Consider the following 19335-nt stretch of genomic DNA (forward strand, 5'->3'; position numbering starts at 1 on the left):
AAACAAAAAACCGCCTTGATAAAAATCAAGACGGTTTAGCTTTAGTCGAAAAGCTATCTGAATTAGTCGAATTTATAACCGTTATCCTCGGCTATTTTGTTAGCAATTTGAGTTCTTAATTCCACAATATTTGGGAAGTTTGTGTACTTTGTAAATCGCTTAAGGCCCATTAACATCATACGTTGTTCATCACCTTCAGCAAATGAAATTATAGCTTCTTTACCTTTGTCACTGCAAACGTCAACTGCTTTATAAAGATAGTATTTGGCCATGGCTATCTGTGTAGCTTGATTATCTTCACCAAATCTATTTACATTCTTTTCGGTACGTAAAATTGCAGATTCAGCCATGTAAATTTCAATCAGAATATCCGAAGCTGCCATTAATAATTGTTGGTGTTTTTCTAATTCAGTTCCAAATTTTTGAACTGCACTACCGGCTACCATTAAGAAAACCTTTTTTAATCTTTTAATGATATCTTTTTCTTCTGCAAATAATGCACTGTAGTCAGGAGCATCAAAAGAAGGAATACCCATTAGTTCTTCACCGACAGCACTGGCTGGACCCAATAAGTCTACATGACCTTTCATAGCCTTTTTAACTAACATACCTACAGAAAGCATTCTGTTGATTTCATTGGTACCTTCGTAGATTCTAGAAATTCTAGCATCTCTCCATGCAGATTCCATAGGCGTATCTGCACTAAAGCCCATACCACCAAAGATTTGAATACCTTCATCAGTAGTATTTTGTACATGCTCAGAAACAGCAACTTTTAAGATTGAACATTCAATAGCGTATTCTTCAACACCTTTTAGTTCAGCTTCTTGGTGCGTATTACCCTCAGCTTCTCTAATGGCTATTCTATCTTCAATATTTTTTGCTGCACGGTAACAAGCAGATTCATCTACATAGGCATTGGTTGCCATATCTGCAATTTTAGCTTTGATAGCACCAAAATTGATGATTGGAGTTTTAAATTGGATGCGCTCATTTGCGTAGTTTACCGCTTCATTAATTACCCGACGTTGTGCCTCTAAACATGCAGCTGCAAGTTTAATACGCCCTACATTAAGTGCATTCATTGCAATTTTGAAACCATTACCTCTTTCAGATAGCATGTTTTCTACAGGAACTTTAGTCTCATTAAAGAATACCTGACGTGTAGAGGAAGAATGTATACCTAATTTCTTTTCCTCATCACCTAAAGTAATTCCGTTGCTAGGGTCATTTTCAACAATAAAGCCTGTAATGTTTTTATCGTCTTCGATTCTAGCAAAAACTATAAATAGGTTACAGAATCCGGCATTTGAAATCCACATTTTTTGACCAGTAATACTGTAATATTTTCCGTCTTCAGAAAGTACTGCTTTAGTTTTACCAGAATTGGCATCAGAACCAGCACCAGGTTCAGTTAAACAATAAGCACCAAACCATTCGCCAGATGCCAATTGAGGAACGTATTTTTTCTTTTGCTCTTCTGTGCCATAAAGGGTAATTGGCATGGTGCCAATACCGGTGTGAGCTCCAAAAGCTGTACTGAAAGAACCGGTTGCACCAGAGATGTAATCACAAACCAACATGGTAGAAACAAAGCCCATTCCCATACCACCGTAAGATTCTGGTACCGCAACACTAAGTAATCCTAATTCACCCGCCTCACGCATACACTCTTCTGTGTAGGCATAGTCTTTTTTCTCAAAGCGTTCCCAGTGCGCCCAAAGCTTTCGGTCAACGAATTCTTTGGTGCTTTCACGCATCATTTTTTGTTCTTCATTCAAATCTTCAAGGGTGAAAACATCTTCACAATTGGTTTCTTTAACCAAAAACTGCCCTCCTCGAAGAATATCCTTATTTAAAGTTTCAGTACTCATGGCAATTGTATTTTGTTAAGTTTAATTTATTTTAAAAATTCAAAGATTCCGGCTGCTCCTTGTCCGGTGCCCACGCACATGGTAACAAGACCGTGTTTACCTTGCATGTTACGCTTACGCATTTCATCAAATAGTTGAACGGAAAGTTTAGCTCCTGTACATCCAAGTGGGTGACCTAAAGCTATTGCACCCCCGTTAGGATTAACAATATCATTATTAAGGCCTAATTCTCGAATTACCGCGATAGACTGAGATGCGAAAGCTTCGTTCAATTCAATAAGTTCGATATCACTTTGTTGTAAACCAGCTTGTTTTAGCGCTTTTGGCACAGCTTTTACAGGTCCAATTCCCATAATTCTTGGTTCAACACCCGCTGCGGCATAACTCACTAATCTTGCCTCTGGTTCAAGGTTTAATTCTTTCACCATTTCTTCACTCATCACCATTACAAATGCAGCACCATCACTTGTTTGAGAAGAGTTACCTGCAGTAACGCTACCATTTGCTGCAAAAACTGGTCTTAATTTGGCAAGCGCTTCTATTGAAGTGCCTTTTCGTGGGCCTTCATCTTTAGTGACCGTATATTTTTTGGTAGCTTTTTTACCATTTTCATCTACATAAGTTTGTTCAACTTCAATTGGAACAATTTGGTCTTGAAAACGGTCTTCAGCCTGCGCTTTTAAAGCTTTCATATGAGAATTAAAAGCGAACTCATCTTGGTCTTGTCTAGAGACTTTGAATTCTTGAGCTACTGCCTCTGCAGTATTACCCATACCCCAGTAGTAATCTTCATGGCCAGATTTTACCAAATCGTAATTTAATTCGGTTTTAAAGCCAGTCATGGGAACAGAGCTCATGCTTTCTACACCACCAGCAATAATACAATCAGCCATTCCTGACTGAATTTTAGCTGTGGCAATACCAATGGTTTCCAATCCGGAAGAACAGAATCTGTTTACGGTTACTCCTGGTACGTCAACAATATTTAATCCCATTAAAGAGATTAATCTTGCCATATTTAATCCTTGAGAACCCTCAGGCATAGCATTACCAACAATGACATCATCAATACGTGTTTTATCAAAATCAGGTAATTGTTTTACCAAATGTTCAATAGTCTCTGCTGCTAATTCATCTGCTCTTTTAAAGCGAAAGCCGCCTCTTCCAGATTTACCAACTGCAGTTCTATAACCTTTAACTATATATGCTGTTTTCATTTTATTCGATGTTAGATTTTAGATAGTAGTCAATTGCTATTCTGTTAACTATTATCATAATTAACTACTTCTTAATTACGAAGTGGTTTACCAGTTTTTAACATGTGTTGGATACGTTCTAAGGTTTTTCTTTCTGTACAAAGCGATAAGAAAGCCTCGCGCTCAATATCTAAAAGGTATTGTTCGCTAACGTAACTAGGTTCAGATAAATCACCACCAGCCATAACATAGGCCAATTTATTGGCAATTTTTTGGTCGTGCTCACTAATGTATTTACTAGCTTCCATAGAATCTGTACCTACCAAGAACATACCCAATGCTTGTTTACCAAGTACTTTAATATCCTTACGTTGTGGTGGTTTAGTGTACCCTTGTTCAGCCATTAATTTAGCATATGCCTTTGCAGTTGCAATTTGGCGGTCTTTGTTTACCACAACAATATCTTTTCCTTTTTGAAGTATGCCTAAATCGAAGGCTTCATAGGCAGAGGTAGATACTTTAGCCATACCAATGGTTAAGAAATACTCTTGCAATACATTCAACTCAACATCTCCTTTACGGAAAGAGTCAGAAGCACGCATAGCCATTTCTTTAGAACCACCACCACCAGGAATTACACCAACACCAAATTCTACTAACCCGATATAGGTTTCTGCTGCTGCAACAACTTTATCAGCATGCATAGAAAGTTCGCATCCGCCACCGAGAGTCATACCATGAGGGGCAGAAATAGTTGGAATAGAAGAATAACGCATACGCATCATGGTGTCTTGGAACATTTTAATAGCCATATTTAGCTCATCATATTCTTGTTCCACAGCCATCATAAAAATCATTCCAATGTTGGCTCCAACAGAAAAATTAGCGGCTTGGTTACCAACTACGAGACCTTGAAAATCTTTTTCAGCAATATCAATGGCTTTGTTTAGTCCGGCTAATACATCACCACCGATAGTATTCATTTTAGATTGGAATTCTACATTTAGTATACCATCACCTAAATCTTCAACAACAACACCACTATTTTTAAAGACTTCTTTAGATTCTCTAATGTTATCTAAAATAATAAAGGCGTCTTGACCTGGAATTTTAGTCATTTCCTTTTTGGGAATGTCATAATAGTAGGTTGCACCATCTTTTACAGAATAAAAGGAGTCGATACCATCAGCTTTCATTTGGTTTACCCATTCTGCTGGTTTTTGACCTTCAGCTTCTATAAATTCTAAACCTTTATCTAAACCAACAGCATCCCAGATTTGGAAAGGACCGTGTTCCCATCCAAAACCAGCTTTCATGGCATCATCAATTTTATAAAGCTCATCAGTGATTTCCGGTATTCTATGAGATACGTAGGCGAATAATTGACCAAAACTTTTTCTATAGAATTCTCCAGCTTTGTCTTTGCCACCACATAATACCGCAAAACGGTCTACTACTTTATCTATGGTTTTTGTAAGTTCTAAGGTTGCAAATTTTGCACTCTTTTTAGAACGATAATCCATGCTGTCTAAATCGAGCGTTAAAATTTCGCTCTTACCCTCAGCATTTTTAACTTTTTTGTAAAAACCTTGACCCGTTTTACTACCTAACCATTTGTTTTCCATCATGGTGCTGATAAAACCAGGAAGTTTAAAAAGCTCATGGCGTTCATCATTAGGGCAGTTGTCATATATACCATTAGCTACATGAACTAAGGTATCTAAACCTACAACATCTACGGTTCTGAATGTAGCAGACTTTGGTCTACCAATTACTGGTCCGGTTAATTTATCAACCTCTTCCACTGTCATACCTAAATCTTTGACAGCATGGAAAAGGCTTTGGATGCTAAAAATTCCAATTCTATTACCAATAAATGCAGGAGTATCCTTAGCAACCACTGAAGTTTTTCCTAAAAACTGCTCTCCGTAGCCGTTTAAAAACTGAAGTACATCTTCTGAGGTTTTAGGTCCAGGAATAATTTCAAAAAGCTTTAAATATCTAGCTGGATTAAAAAAATGGGTACCACAAAAGTGTTTTTGAAAATCGTCACTACGACCTTCACTCATGAAATTTATTGGAATACCCGAAGTGTTTGAAGTTATAAGTGTTCCAGGAGTTCTGTGTTTTTCTAAACTTTCGAACACCTTTTGTTTAATATCTAAACGTTCCACTACCACTTCAATAATCCAATCTACATTTTTAACCTTTGCAATATCATCTTCAAGGTTACCAGTGCTTATTCTCTTAGCAAAATCTTGATGATAAATTGGTGAAGGTTTAGACTTTAAGGCTTTGGTTAATGAATCATTTACCAACCTATTTCTAACTACTTTGTCATCCAATGTTAGCCCTTTAGCTTGTTCTTTCTCGTTAAGTTCTCTTGGAACAATATCCAAGAGCAATACTTCAACTCCAATATTAGCAAAGTGGCATGCAATACCACTACCCATAATACCTGAGCCTATAACGGCAACTTTGTTTATATGCCTTTTTTTCATGTTTAGACTTGAGTTTTTATTCAGTTGTTGTTTTAGTGTAGATTTTCTTATCTACGATAAGTTTATTAATAATCTCCATTATGTTAAAGAAGCCAATAAGGTCTTCTTGAGATGCGTTATGTTTTACAGCTTCATTAAAACGAAGTACAACTTCTTTGGAGTCTTCACGTTTTTCTAAGCCTAGTTCAGTAAGATGAATTAATACACCTCGACCATCATTTGGATTGGGTTTTCTAACAATGAAACCTCTTTCTTCCAAATTTTTTAATATTCTAGAAAGACTAGTAGCTTCCATTCCCATTTTAGGGCCAAGATTAGTACTAGGTGTTCCTTTCTTAGGGTCTATGCTTAAAAGGGTAAAACCAATTGCCATAGTTAGACCATAGTTTTTAGCCTCTTCGTTGTATAATTTAGTTACAGCTTGCCATGTAGCTCTGAGCGCCCAGTCAATTGTCAATTCTTTCATGGAACAAATTTCGAATTCAAATATAGGAAAATTTATTATGCATGCATAATAAATTTGATGAAGTTATAAATAAAAAAAGCTCACTTTAGGTGAGCTTTTAAAATTTTGTAGCCTTTAATTAATGACCATAGATATCATTATAAAGTGCAGCATATTTTTCTTTAATAATTTTTCTGCGGAGTTTCATTGTGGGGGTCATATGCCCTTCATCAATACTCCAAGCATCTGGTGTTAGTCTAAATTGCTTTACTTTCTCCCACTTAGCAAAATCTGCATTAGCCTTGTCTACTTCTTCTTGAAAACGTGCAATAACTTTTTCATTTATGCAGATATCAGAATTTGCACCAATAGTTAGATTGTGTTTTTCTGCCCAAGCATAAACAAAATCAAAATTAGGTTGAATTAAAGCAGCTGGCATTTTTTCGCCCTCACCAACAACCATTATTTGTTCTATGAAACGAGATTGTTTAAATCTATTTTCTAACAATTGCGGGGCAACATATTTTCCGCCTGATGTTTTAAACATCTCTTTTTTACGGTCTGTGATTTTTAGGAATCCTTCTTTATCAATCTCCCCAATATCACCGGTATGAAAATAACCGTCAGTAATTACTTCAGCAGTTTTTTCTGGGTCTTTGTAATAGCCCATCATTACATTAGGTCCTTTACAAAGAATTTCACCATCATCTGCTATTTTTACCTCAACACGTTCTATAATTCTACCTGTAGTACCAATTTTCCAACCTTTATTGGCTATTTCATTTACAGAAATTACAGGAGAGGTTTCTGTTAAACCGTAACCTTCCATAACGGGCATTTGAGCAGCAGCGAACACCCGAGCTAATCTGGGTTGCAGAGCAGCACTACCTGAAACCATCATGCTAATTTCACCTCCTAGGGCTTCTTGCCATTTACTAAAAATTAGTTTTCTTGCAATTCCGAGTTGTTTCTCATACCACCAGCCTTTAGCGCCATAAGGTTCAAATTTTAAACCTAGTTCAACAGCCCAGTAAAATAACTTCTTTTTAATTCCTGTTAGTTCAGAACCTTTAGCAACAATTGCATCATAAACTTTTTCAAGCAAACGAGGTACAACAGTCATTACATTAGGTTTAATATCTTTTGCATTATCAGCAATTTTATCTAAACCTTCTGCAAAATAAATTTCTATACCACAGTACTGATATAGATATAAAATCATGCGTTCAAAAATATGACATACAGGTAAAAAACTTAATGCTCTAGAACCTGCTTCTAAGGGAACTCTTTTTTCACTAGCAATAACATTAGATACGATGTTGTCATGACTAATCATAACTCCTTTTGGTTTGCCAGTAGTACCAGAGGTGTATATTAGTGTAGCTAAGTCTTCAGGTTTAACAGCATCTTTTAGCTCTTCTACTTTATTCTGATTAGACTTATCTTTACCAAGTTCTAATACATTACTCCAATGATTGCAGTTTTTTAATTCATCAAAAGAATAAACATCTTCGAGTTTCTTAGTTTTACTGCTTATTGAAAGTACTTTTTGCAAAACCTCGTCACACGAAACAAAACAGAATTTAGCTTCTGAATGATTCAATACATATTCATAATCGTCTTCTGAGATAGTTGGATAAATAGGTACTGTTTGTGCACCAATTTGTAGTACACCAATGTCCATTACATTCCATTCTGTTCTATTTGTCATAGAAATAATGGCAATTTTATCATTGGGTTTAACGCCTAATTTCAAAAGACCTCTACTTATGGCATTTGCTTTGTCTATGTAGCCTTGAGAAGATGTTGCCTCCCACTTACCATTCTGTTTGGTAATCAATGCCTTTTGTAGGTTGAATTTGTCCCTTTGATAGTAAGGGAAATCAAAGAGTCGGGTTACCTGAGTCATATTAAGTTTCTGTAAAGTAATTGCAAATTAGGAATTGAAAATGGTATTTTAAAATGTATTTAACAATATACACTCAAAAATTTTATCAAATAATCAATTTAAAAGCAACTAACTTACATAACCTAAATAAACGTAAACAGCTGATTTTTAGAATATAGTTTTGGTTATCAGCTATTTTTTTCTATCCATTTTTTTGCATTAATAAAAGCGAGTACCCAAGGTGAAACTTTTTCATTTCTATCTTTGGGATAATTCGCCCAGTTCCAAGGAAAAATACTACGTTCAATATGAGGCATGGTAACTAAATGGCGACCAGATTTATCACACATCATAGCTGTATTGTAATCGCTACCATTTGGATTTGCTGGATAACCTTCATAACCATATTTAGCTACAATATCATAATTGTCTTCAGATAGGGGTAATTTAAATTTACCTTCTCCATGGCTAATCCATACGCCAAGAGTTGTTCCTTCTAAATTAGAAAGCATTACAGAATTGTTCTTTTGAATAGCTACTAAAGTAAAATTACTTTCGTGTTTTTGAGATTCGTTATGAATCATTTTTCCATGTTGCTCACCATGTTCTGGATTAATCAAATCTAGCTCCATAAACAATTGACAACCATTGCAAATACCCACAGAAAGGGTGTCTGGTCTAGCAAAGAAATCACTAATTACTTTTTGAGCCTTTTCGTTGTACTTAATAGCACCTGCCCAACCCTTAGCAGAACCTAAAACATCAGAGTTTGAAAATCCGCCTACGGCGCCTAAAAACTGAATATCTTTTAGGTCTTCTCTACCCGAAATTAAATCGGTCATGTGAACATCTTTAACGTCAAAACCAGCTAGATACATGGCATTTGCCATTTCTCTTTCAGAATTACTTCCTTTTTCTCGTAAAATAGCCGCTTTTGGTTTTTTGTTTGATTCTGAATTCACGATAATTTCATTTCCATTAAAATTATCTGGAAAAGAATAAGTTAGCGGTTGATTTTTGTAATTTTCGAATCGCTCTTTAGCAAGACCATTTGCAGTTTGCTTATCATCTAATAAATATGATGTTTTAAACCAAGTGTCTCTTAATGAAGCTATATTAAGGCCGATTTCAACACCTTGATTTTTTAATTTGAGTGTAGCTTCATTACCTGGTGTACCTATATTTATTACGTTTATTCCTCTAGACTGTAAACCCAAAGCTACACTGGTTTTAGCCTGAAAAACGATGCCTATGTTCTCAGCAAAAAGTAACTTAATGGTATCATTTTCGTTTAGTCCGCTTAAATCAATAGCTGCCCCTAAATTGTTGTCCGCAAAACAGATTTCTAATAGCGTTGTTATTAAACCACCTGAACCAATATCATGTCCGCATTTAATGTTACCTGCTTTAATTTCTTCTTGTATGGCGTTAAAAGCTTTTTTGAAGTAAGCAGCATCAGTAATTGTAGGGGTATCGCTACCAACACTGTTAAGAATTTGATTAAAACTAGAGCCACCTAATTTGTAGTTGTCTTTACTAAAATTTAAATAATAAATATCACCACCATCTTTTTGAAGCACGGGTTCCACCACTTTAGTAAGGTCTGAGCAATGCCCTGCAGCTGAAATAATTACCGTACCTGGAGCAATTACTTCTTTATCAGCATACTTTTGTTTCATACTCAACGAGTCTTTGCCCGTTGGTATATTAATGCCTAATTCTATGGCAAATTTTGAGCAAGCTTCAACAGCTTCATACAACCTAGCATCTTCACCAGGATTTTTGCAAGGCCACATCCAATTAGCTGAAAGTGAAACTGATTTTAAACCGTCTTCTAATGGAGCCCAGATGATATTTGTTAGGGCCTCAGCAATACTATTTCTACTACCAGCACTTGGGTCAATTAAACCAGAAATTGGGGAGTGACCAATACTTGTAGCTAGGCCTTCTTTTCCTTTGAAATCTAAGGCCATTACACCAACATTATTTAAAGGTAGCTGTAACGAGCCAACACATTGTTGTTTAGCTACTCTGCCGCCAACACACCGGTCAACCTTGTTAGTAAGCCAATCTTTACAAGCTACGGCTTCTAATTGAAGTACATTTTCTAAATACTCATGAAAATGTTCTAAACTGTACGAGTTATCCTTGTAGTTAGCCTCAATTTTATGATCTTCAAGTATTGTTTTTGGTGAGCTGCCAAACATATCGGCAAGCTCCAGGTCCATAGGTTTATCACCGTTAGCACTACTTTCAAACGTAAATCTATGGTCACCAGTAACTTCACCAACCTCAAAAAGGGGAGAGCGTTCCCTTTCTGCTATTTTTTGAAGCAAATCCATAGCTGCCTCACCCATGACAAGACCCATACGTTCTTGACTTTCATTGCCAATAATTTCTTTTGCAGATAGGGTAGGGTCGCCTATAGGTAATTTGTCTAAGTCTATTTTACCGCCAGTTTCTTCTACCAATTCTGATAAACAATTTAAATGACCGCCAGCACCATGATCATGAATAGAAACTATGGGGTTGTGTTCTCCTTCAACCATTCCACGTATTGCATTCGCAGCTCTTTTTTGCATTTCTGGATTGCTACGCTGCACGGCATTTAATTCTATAGCGGCTTCAAATTCTCCGGTGTCAGCACTAGATACAGCAGCTCCACCCATACCAATTCTATAATTATCACCACCAAGAATTACCACTTTATCTCCTTTTTCTGGAGTTTCTTTTAAGGCATGTTCTTGTTTGCCATAGCCAATACCCCCAGCAAGCATGATAACTTTATCAAACCCAAGAAGCTTAGACGCTTCTTGATGTTCAAATGTTAGCACAGAACCTGCAATTAATGGTTGCCCAAATTTATTGCCAAAATCAGAAGCTCCATTACTAGCTTTTATTAGGATATCCATTGGAGTTTGGTATAGCCATTCTCTTTCTGGAAAGGCTTTCTCCCAATTACGCTCATCTTCTAATCTAGAATACGAAGTCATATACACGGCTGTTCCCGCAAGTGGCAAACTACCTTTACCACCAGCAAGGCGGTCTCTAATTTCGCCACCAGAGCCTGTTGCAGCACCGTTAAAAGGTTCTACAGTTGTAGGAAAATTGTGTGTTTCTGCTTTTAAAGAAAGCACAGAATTATATTCTTTTTCTTGGTAATAATCTGGAATATCAGCTCTTTCAGGAGCAAATTGAATTACTTTAGGACCTTTAATAAAGGCAACATTATCCTTATATGCAGAAACAATTCCGTTCGGATTTTCTTCTGACGTTTTTTTAATCAATTTAAAGAGTGAAGTAGGCATTTCATTACCATTCACCACAAAGGTTCCATTAAATATTTTATGCCTACAGTGTTCTGAATTTACCTGACTAAAACCAAATACTTCAGAATCTGTGAGGTTTCTACCCAATCGGTTTGCAAGGTTTTCTAGATAGGTTACTTCTTCATCATTTAAAGCCAGCCCTTCTTTAGTGTTGTAAGCCGCAATGTCTTCAATTTCAAGAATAGGTTCAGGAGAAACCGCAATTGTAAAAATATCTTGATTAAGACTAGTAAACTTTTGAAAAAGCATGGGGTCATAATCAGAATAATCAGCGGAGACCGAAACAAATTCTTCAATTCGTATAATACCTTGAATGCCCATATTTTGGGTTATCTCGGTAGCATTAGTGCTCCAGGGTGTAATCATTGCTGCTCTTGGACCAACAAAAAAGGCGTCTATTGACGCCGCTTCTATTTTTGGCTGGTTACCAAATAACCAGCTTAATTTTTCCTTATTTTGAACGCTAAGTTCTTCTTGAGTCTGCAGAGCGAAAACCTTTGTTTGTGGGTTTCCGAAAAAGTGAATCATATCCAAAAAATTGCAAAAAGCAAATTTACCAAATAGTTGAGTATTATTAGCAATCAATGGATTGAGTTGTTAACCATAATTGTTAAAAAACCTACTACTCGAGTTTGGTTTTTAGGTAGGCAAATGCTTCATCAATAGTATTAAATACATCTTCATGAGGAATTAAATCATCTATTAAATCAATAGCTTCTAATTGGTCTCTTGGTTGCTCTTTAATTCCGGTTAGAATTACTTCAATATTTTGTTTACGCAAATCAAACACAGCTTCCTCTAGAGCATATAAACCTGATTGGTCAATATAAGGTACACGGTCCATTCTAATTATCAATGCTTTAATATCATTACCTAAACTTTTTATTTCATCTTTAAAATGAGATGTAAATCCAAAGAAAAAAGGTCCGTATAGGTGTTTGATAATAACTTTGTCTTTATATTTTTCATAGAACTCTTTTTCGTCTTGCCATGGTTTTGAACCGTCAAAATCGGCTACAGGCCCAACGTCTAATCCATTTTTGGCCAAGTCACTAGATTGTTTCATAAAAAGTAGCGAAGCCAACGCTACACCAATACCAACGGCATTAATTAAACTTCCGAAGGTGGTAATAAGAAGCACAATAATTAAGACCACAGAATCTGCTCGTGGAACTACCTTTAAATGCTTAAGTCCTTTAAAATCAATAATCTTGAAACCTACAGGAATTAGTAATCCGGCAAGAACCGCTAGGGGAATATGAGCTGCTAAGGTTCCCAGACCAAGTAAAACGGTTAAAAGAAAAATACCGTGTAAAACACCAGATAAACGCGTTTTACCACCAGCATTAATATTAACAACAGTACCTTTTGTTGCTCCAGCTCCAGGAATACCGCCAAATAGGGCAGCAATCATGTTTCCAATACCTTGTCCTATAAGTTCTCGATTACTGTTGTGTTTGGTTTTGGTCATATTGTCAGCAATTACTGATGTTAATAATGAGTCTATACTTCCCAGCACTGCTAATACAACAGCGTACTCGATGATAATGCTATAGGCTCCAGCATCTACAGGCCATAAATTTCCAATTTGTAAAGAAGGCAAACCAGATGGAATTTCACCAATTACTGGAACATCCCACTTTAAAAAATAACCCGCTAAAGACGCTAGTACAAGTGCTACAAGGGCGCTTGGAATGGCCTTAGTGATTTTTGGAAAAACGTAGTATATAACAATTGTCAATACGCCAAGAATTAACGCATAAATATTAGCCTCAGCGAACATTCTGGGTAAATCTTGAATTACCTTAATTGTGGACTTTGGAGAAGAAAGCCCAACTAAGGGGAATAACTGCAAAATGATAATAATAAGTCCAACCCCACTCATAAAACCAGAAACCACGGGATACGGAAAGTACTTTACATAACCGGCAATATTTAATAAACCAAATATTACCTGTATAAGTCCGCCTAATAAAAAAGTAAGTAGAATAATACCCATGGCATTTTCTAGACTACCGTTGAGTTGTATTGCACCAGCAACAAGTGCTGCAGAGACTACAGTCATGGGTCCGGTAGGTCCACTTGCTTGCGTTTCAGTACCACCAAAGAGTGCTGCGAAAATACCCACGGCGATTGCACCATAAAGCCCAGCAGCTGCACCCATTCCAGATTGTACACCAAAAGCAAGGGCCAATGGTAATGCAATAATACCGGCAACTAAACCACCAGTTAAATCACCTTTGAAATTTTTAAAATCGTAAAACTTTTTCATGAATTAAAGTTGAAATAAAAATGCCTTCGAAAGATAATGAAATAGATTAGTTCCATCCTTTTTTCTACTTTTAAAGCTTGTACAACTAACTGAACCAAACTAGATCAATGTCTTTATTAATTGTAATTGCGGGCATATTATTGCTCTTTGCTTTAATTGCTGGATTAAAACTCAACTCTTTTCTATCCTTTATTATCGTTTGTTTATTTGTAGGACTATTACAAGGTATGGAGCCTTTAGCCATAATAGATTCTATACAGAAAGGTATTGGTAGCACACTAGGTTTCTTGGTACTTATTCTGGGCTTAGGAGCTATGCTTGGTAAATTAGTAGCTGATAGCGGAGCCGCACAAAGAATAACCACAAAACTTGTAGACACTTTTGGGATTAAACATGTGCAGTGGGCTGTAGTACTTACGGGGTTTATTGTGGGTATACCTATGTTTTACTCTGTTGGTTTTGTGATTTTAGTTCCTTTGGCCTTTACCATTGCAGCAACCACAAGGTTACCATTGTTATATGTTGGATTACCTATGTTAACCTCTTTATCTGTAACGCATGGTTATCTACCGCCACATCCTGCACCAACAGCCATTGCCACTATGTTTAATGCTGATTTTGGAAAAACATTAATGTATGGTTTACTAATTGCAGTGCCAGCTATAATAGTTGCAGGACCATTTTTTGCAAGAACAATAAAAAATATTGAAGCAAAGCCTTTAGCTGGTTTTTATAACCCAACCGTACTTACAGATGACGAAATGCCATCTTCGGCCACTAGTTTATTTACGGCCTTATTTCCTATAATTTTAATTTTTATTGCCATTGGTGCAGAGCAGTTTTTAAATGACGGATTATTAAAAACCATTTTAGTTTTTGTAGGTAGTCCAGTCATGGCAATGTTACTTTCTGTCTTACTTGCAATTTATACCCTAGGAATTAAACAAGGTAAAAAAATGAAAGCTGTAATGGAAGTTATGGTAGACGGTGTAAAGGGCATTACCATGATTTTATTAGTTATTGCCGGAGCAGGGGCATTAAAACAAATATTAATAGACAGCGGAGTTAGTGATTATATAGCAAGTCTATTAGAAGGTTCAAATTTTTCTCCAATTCTTTTGGCTTGGTTGATAGCCACTGCCATCAGGGTTTGCGTTGGCTCTGCTACCGTTGCAGGATTAACTGCTGCGGGTATTGTATTACCACTAGCCTCAGCACCAGGCGTACATGCAGAATTGCTTGTTCTAGCTATTGGCTCTGGTAGTTTAATGTTATCTCATGTGAACGATTCCGGATTTTGGCTATTTAAAGAATACTTTAATTTATCTGTAAATCAGACATTGCGTACTTGGACTGTTATGGAAACTATTGTGGGTATTATGGGGCTATTAGGAACCTTACTATTAAGTACTATTATCTAAATTTAAGTCAAATGAAAAAAGCTTCTGAAAAAATTAAAGAATTAGGATTGATTTTACCACCTGCGCCACCTCCAGCAGGGGTTTATCGGCCTGTTTTGGTGGTAGATAATTTTTTATATGTCTCTGGTCAGGGACCCGTTCTTCCAGATGAAAATCTTATGATTGGCAGAGCAGGAGATACTACAGATAAAGATGGTGCTAAATTAGCCGCTAGGCAAGTTGGCCTAACTATGCTCTCTACGATTCAAACACATTTTGGAGATATAGACCAAATTAAAAGAGTAGTCAAAGTATTGGGTATGGTAAATTGTACTCCAGATTTTCAGCAACATCCTTATGTGATAAATGGGTTTAGTGAATTAATGGCTGATGTTTTTGGAAAAGAAAATGGTATTGGCGTAAGAAGCGCTGTAGGCATGATGCTACCCAGTAACGTTTTAGTAGAAATAGAAGCAATGTTTGAGCTGCACAGATGAGTAATATAAACTGGTTTCAATTAAATAACCCTAGAGAAATTGCTTCACCTGGGCTACTTGTTTTCAAAGACCGCATTGCTCATAATATAAATTTGATGGTTGCGGCAACAGGTGACGCCAAAAAACTTCGGCCTCATATTAAAACCCATAAAATGGAAGAGGTTATTGCTATGCAGGTAGCAGCTGGAATAACCAAATTCAAATGTGCAACAATTGCTGAAGCTGAATTGTTAGCAACTTCTGACGCTCAGGATATTCTTTTGGCAATGCAACCCATTGGTCCAAATATTTCCAGGTTTTTCAATTTAAAACAAGCATTTCCTCATAAATACTTTGCTTGCCTTGTTGATAATGAGTTTTCATTAAATGAGCTATCCAAAGAAGCTAAAAGTAGAAATACCACCTTAGCTATTTTTATTGATTTGGATGTCGGTATGTCTAGAACAGGAATTTCACCAGAAGATTCTTTTGAGTTGATAAAAGAGATTACCAAAGATGAGTTTGTTCAATTAAAGGGTTTGCATGTATACGATGGACATATTCGGATTTCGAATATTGATGAACGCTTTACAAAGTGTAATGAAGCTTTTGTAGCGGTAGACGAATTGCTTAAACGTTTAGATTTGGAAAAAATACAGGCGGGTGAAATAGTTGCCGGTGGTTCTCCAACCTTTTATGTGCATGCAAAACGGCCAAAGGTTATTGCTTCACCAGGAACTACCTTACTATGGGACCAAGGTTACGGAAGCAAATTCCCTGATATGGAATTTAAACACGCGGCTGTATTAGTTACCAGATTATTAAGCAAACCAAAACCAAATCAGTTTTGTCTAGATTTAGGACACAAAGCTTTGGCATCAGAAATGCCGTTTCCAAGAGTTAAGTTTTTAAATACAGATGATTTTGAGCAAATAAGTCAAAGTGAAGAACATTTTGTAGTAAAGGTATCCAATCCTGAAAAGTATCAAATCGGTGATGTTTTTTATGCTGTTCCTATACATGTTTGTCCTACCGTTGCCAAATACCCTAAAGTTACCGTAGTTGAAAATGGGGAAATTATTGATTCATGGAAAGTAGCAGCTAGAGACCATAAAATCACCTATTAATGCAGTACCCCTTCATTTTTGATGCACATTTAGATTTGTCTATGAATGCCATGGAATGGAATCGAGATTTACGATTGTCTGTTACAGAAATTCGTGAGCGAGAAAAAGGCCTTTCAGACTTACCAGACAGAGGTAATAATATGGTATCACTTAAAGCTATGCGTAAAGGTAATGTAGGTTTATGTGTGGCTACACAAATAGCACGTTACGTTAAAAAAAGTAATTTGTTGCCAGGTTGGAACTCTCCAGAACAAGCATGGGCGCAAACTCAAGGACAACTTGCTTGGTATAAAGCCATGGAGGCTGCGGGTGAATTAATACAAATTACGAATAAAGAGCAGGTAGAAAATCATTTAAGTAACTGGAAAACCAACAATACCGCTACACCTATAGGGTATATTCTAAGTTTAGAAGGAGCAGATAGTATTTGTAATCTAGATTATCTAGAAAAGTCATATGAACAAGGATTGAGGGCTATAGGACCCGCCCATTACGGACCAGGCACGTATGCTTATGGGACAGATTCTGACGGCGGCATTGGTTTAAAAGGAAGAGAATTACTCAAGAAAATTGAAGAATTACAATTGATTTTAGATGTTACCCATTTAAGTGATACCAGTTTTTGGGAAACAATGGATTACTATAATGGTCCATTATGGGCAAGTCATAATAATTGTAGAACTCTTGTTAACCACAATAGGCAATTTAGTGATAAACAAATTCTAGAAATTATTAGTAGAGGAGGGGTAATAGGGGTTGTTTTAGATGCTTGGATGATGAAAGAAAACTGGCAACGGGGTGTATCAAAACCAGAAGCTATGGGAGTTTCACTACAGCAAGTAGCAGATAATATTGACCATATTTGTCAACTCGCTGGCAATTGCAACCATGTAGGTATTGGTTCTGATTTAGATGGGGGCTTTGGTAAAGAGCAAGCACCTTACGATATGGATACCATTGCAGACCTACAAAAAATTCCAGCAATATTACAATCCCGTGGATATTCTAAAACTGACATTTTAAAAGTTTTGCATGATAACTTTCTGTCTTTTCTAAAAAGAATTTGGAGTTAATTACCTTATAATTTCAAATAAATTCTATTTAGTTTTAGTGTAAAGTGATGATTAGATTGATGATTTCTGATAATTAAATAAAATTATCAATCATCTCATTTATATAGCTTTAAGTTTCCTATTTTAGGAATATCAACTACTTCAAAATACATTAAAATGAAATTTACTTCTATTAGAATTTTATGCTTTCTTTTATTTCTACCATTATTCCTACAAGCACAAAAAATCTCAAAATCAAAAATTAAAAAACTAAAAACTGAAGTTGCTCAGATTGTTGAAGATAATCACAAGCAAAGCCAAATTATGGTTGATAAGCTATTTAGTTTTGCTGAATTGGGATTTCAAGAAGTTGAAACCCAAAAATATATTACGGGTATCCTAAAAAATAATGGTTTTAAAGTCACTGACTCTTTAAGCGGAATACCAACATCATGGTTGGCAACCTGGAGTAATGGAGAAGGGCCAGTTATTGCTCTTGGTAGTGATGTAGATTGCATACCAAAGGCATCTCAATATCCAGGGGTTGCCTATCATAAACCTATGGTTGAAGGAGCCCCAGGACATGGAGAAGGGCATAACTCTGGAGTTCCTTTAAATGTTACAGCAGCATTGGCAGTTAAGCAATTGATGGAACGAGAAAACATTGGAGGCACTTTGGTAATATGGCCGGGTATTGCAGAAGAGTTGTTAGGCTCAAAGGCTTGGTTTGTAAGAGATGGCTTATTTGATGAAATAGACTTGTGCATTTTTACGCATGTGAGTAGTAATTTTAGTGTGTCATGGGGGCAGGCCTGGGGTACGGGTTTAATTTCTGTAGCGTACGCTTTCTCGGGAGAGGCGGCACATTCGGCAGGTGCTCCTTGGAGAGGAAAAAGTGCTTTAGATGCAGCTGAGTTGATGAATATAGCTTGGAACTACAAAAGAGAACACCTACATCCTTTAAAAAGAAGTCATTCCATTTTTACAGATGCGGGAGACCAACCTAATGTGGTGCCGAGTAAAGCAAGTATTTGGTTTTATCTGCGGGATGTGACTTATGATGGAATTATGGAGATGTATGCAACTGCTAATGATATGGCAAAAGGAGCTGCCTTAATGACAGGAACTACTATGGAATCTAAAGTTCTTGGGGCAGCTTGGCCAAGACATTTTAATAAGACCATAGCAGAAACCATGTATAAAAATATCAAAGAAGTTGGTCTACCCACTTGGTCAGAAGAAGACCAAGTTTTAGCTAAGGCGGTACAAAAGGAAGTTAGTTCTAAAGATACTACCGGATTAGCAACAGAAATTTCAAAAATTGGTTTGCCCGTTGTGGAACCAAAAAGCGGTGGTTCAGATGACATTGGAGACGTTTCTTGGAAAATTCCGACCGTTACCATGCGCTACCCAAGTAATATTCCTGGGTTACAAGGTCATCATTGGAGTAATGCTATAGCAATGGCAACCCCTATTGCTCATAAAGGGGTAACCGCAGGAGCAAAAGCCGAAGCTATGACAATTTTAGATTTTTTATTAAATCCAACTTTGGTTGATGAAGCGTGGGACTATTTTAATAATGTTCAAAGTAAAGAACAACAATATAAGCCCATGATTTCAGAAACAGATGTAGCACCTATCTATCTTAATAAAGAAAAGCAAGATGCATTTAAAAAAGAATTAGAGGTGTTTTATTATGATGAAACCAAGTACGATTCTTACTTAGAACAACTTGGAGTTGATTATCCTACTTTAAAAAAACAATAAAAAAAGAG

The 19335-nt window shown here is 36.5% G+C and carries 12 protein-coding genes; 5 read left to right on the forward strand and 7 right to left on the reverse strand.

All coding sequences use genetic code 11. The annotated features are described in order from the left end of the window. Positions 1 to 62 precede the first annotated feature (62 nt). From H5V42_RS00345 to H5V42_RS00375, 7 genes are all read right to left on the reverse strand, one after another. The gene (locus tag H5V42_RS00345; protein ID WP_185781124.1) at positions 63 to 1874 is read right to left on the reverse strand and encodes an acyl-CoA dehydrogenase family protein; all 1812 of its coding nucleotides are present in this window, start codon (positions 1872 to 1874) and stop codon (positions 63 to 65) included. Positions 1875 to 1900: 26 nt separating this feature from the next. Further along, complete coding sequence (locus tag H5V42_RS00350; protein ID WP_185781125.1) at positions 1901 to 3091, reverse strand: acetyl-CoA C-acyltransferase; 1191 nt, start codon at positions 3089 to 3091, stop codon at positions 1901 to 1903. Positions 3092 to 3162: 71 nt separating this feature from the next. After that, positions 3163 to 5571 carry a 3-hydroxyacyl-CoA dehydrogenase/enoyl-CoA hydratase family protein gene (locus H5V42_RS00355; protein ID WP_185781126.1) on the reverse strand — a complete coding sequence of 803 codons (2409 nt, stop codon included), beginning with the start codon at positions 5569 to 5571 and terminating at the stop codon, positions 3163 to 3165. Between the two features lie 16 nt (positions 5572 to 5587). Next, on the reverse strand, positions 5588 to 6037 hold the full coding sequence (locus tag H5V42_RS00360; RefSeq protein WP_185781127.1) for a MarR family winged helix-turn-helix transcriptional regulator: 450 nt from the start codon (positions 6035 to 6037) through the stop codon (positions 5588 to 5590). Positions 6038 to 6155: 118 nt separating this feature from the next. Next, positions 6156 to 7925 (reverse strand): AMP-dependent synthetase/ligase, encoded by a 1770-nt coding sequence (locus H5V42_RS00365; RefSeq protein ID WP_185781128.1) that lies wholly within the window; start codon positions 7923 to 7925, stop codon positions 6156 to 6158. A 167-nt stretch (positions 7926 to 8092) separates the two neighbouring features. Continuing rightward, positions 8093 to 11761: a phosphoribosylformylglycinamidine synthase gene (gene purL, locus H5V42_RS00370; RefSeq protein ID WP_185781129.1), complete on the reverse strand. Its 3669-nt coding sequence runs from the start codon at positions 11759 to 11761 to the stop codon at positions 8093 to 8095. A gap of 94 nt (positions 11762 to 11855) precedes the next feature. Beyond that, positions 11856 to 13505 carry a SulP family inorganic anion transporter gene (locus H5V42_RS00375; RefSeq protein WP_185781130.1) on the reverse strand — a complete coding sequence of 550 codons (1650 nt, stop codon included), beginning with the start codon at positions 13503 to 13505 and terminating at the stop codon, positions 11856 to 11858. Positions 13506 to 13612: 107 nt separating this feature from the next. On the opposite strand from H5V42_RS00375, the gene H5V42_RS00380 reads away from it, so the two are divergent. From H5V42_RS00380 to H5V42_RS00400, 5 genes are all read left to right on the forward strand, one after another. Then, positions 13613 to 14926, forward strand: a complete 1314-nt coding sequence (locus H5V42_RS00380; RefSeq protein ID WP_185781131.1) for a gluconate:H+ symporter — start codon at positions 13613 to 13615, stop codon at positions 14924 to 14926. Positions 14927 to 14937: 11 nt separating this feature from the next. After that, on the forward strand, positions 14938 to 15402 hold the full coding sequence (locus H5V42_RS00385; protein WP_185781132.1) for a RidA family protein: 465 nt from the start codon (positions 14938 to 14940) through the stop codon (positions 15400 to 15402). After that, positions 15399 to 16508, forward strand: coding sequence for a D-TA family PLP-dependent enzyme (locus H5V42_RS00390; protein WP_185781133.1), 1110 nt, complete (start codon positions 15399 to 15401; stop codon positions 16506 to 16508). The genes H5V42_RS00385 and H5V42_RS00390 overlap by 4 nt, the downstream gene beginning before the upstream one ends. Then, positions 16508 to 17581 (forward strand): dipeptidase, encoded by a 1074-nt coding sequence (locus H5V42_RS00395; protein ID WP_185781134.1) that lies wholly within the window; start codon positions 16508 to 16510, stop codon positions 17579 to 17581. Before H5V42_RS00390 ends, H5V42_RS00395 begins: the two co-directional genes overlap by 1 nt. A 156-nt stretch (positions 17582 to 17737) precedes the next feature. Further along, complete coding sequence (locus tag H5V42_RS00400; protein WP_185781135.1) at positions 17738 to 19327, forward strand: amidohydrolase; 1590 nt, start codon at positions 17738 to 17740, stop codon at positions 19325 to 19327. Positions 19328 to 19335: the final 8 nt, after the last annotated feature.

Source organism: Croceivirga lutea (assembly GCF_014235875.1).
GTDB classification, from domain to species: Bacteria; Bacteroidota; Bacteroidia; order Flavobacteriales; family Flavobacteriaceae; genus Croceivirga; species Croceivirga lutea.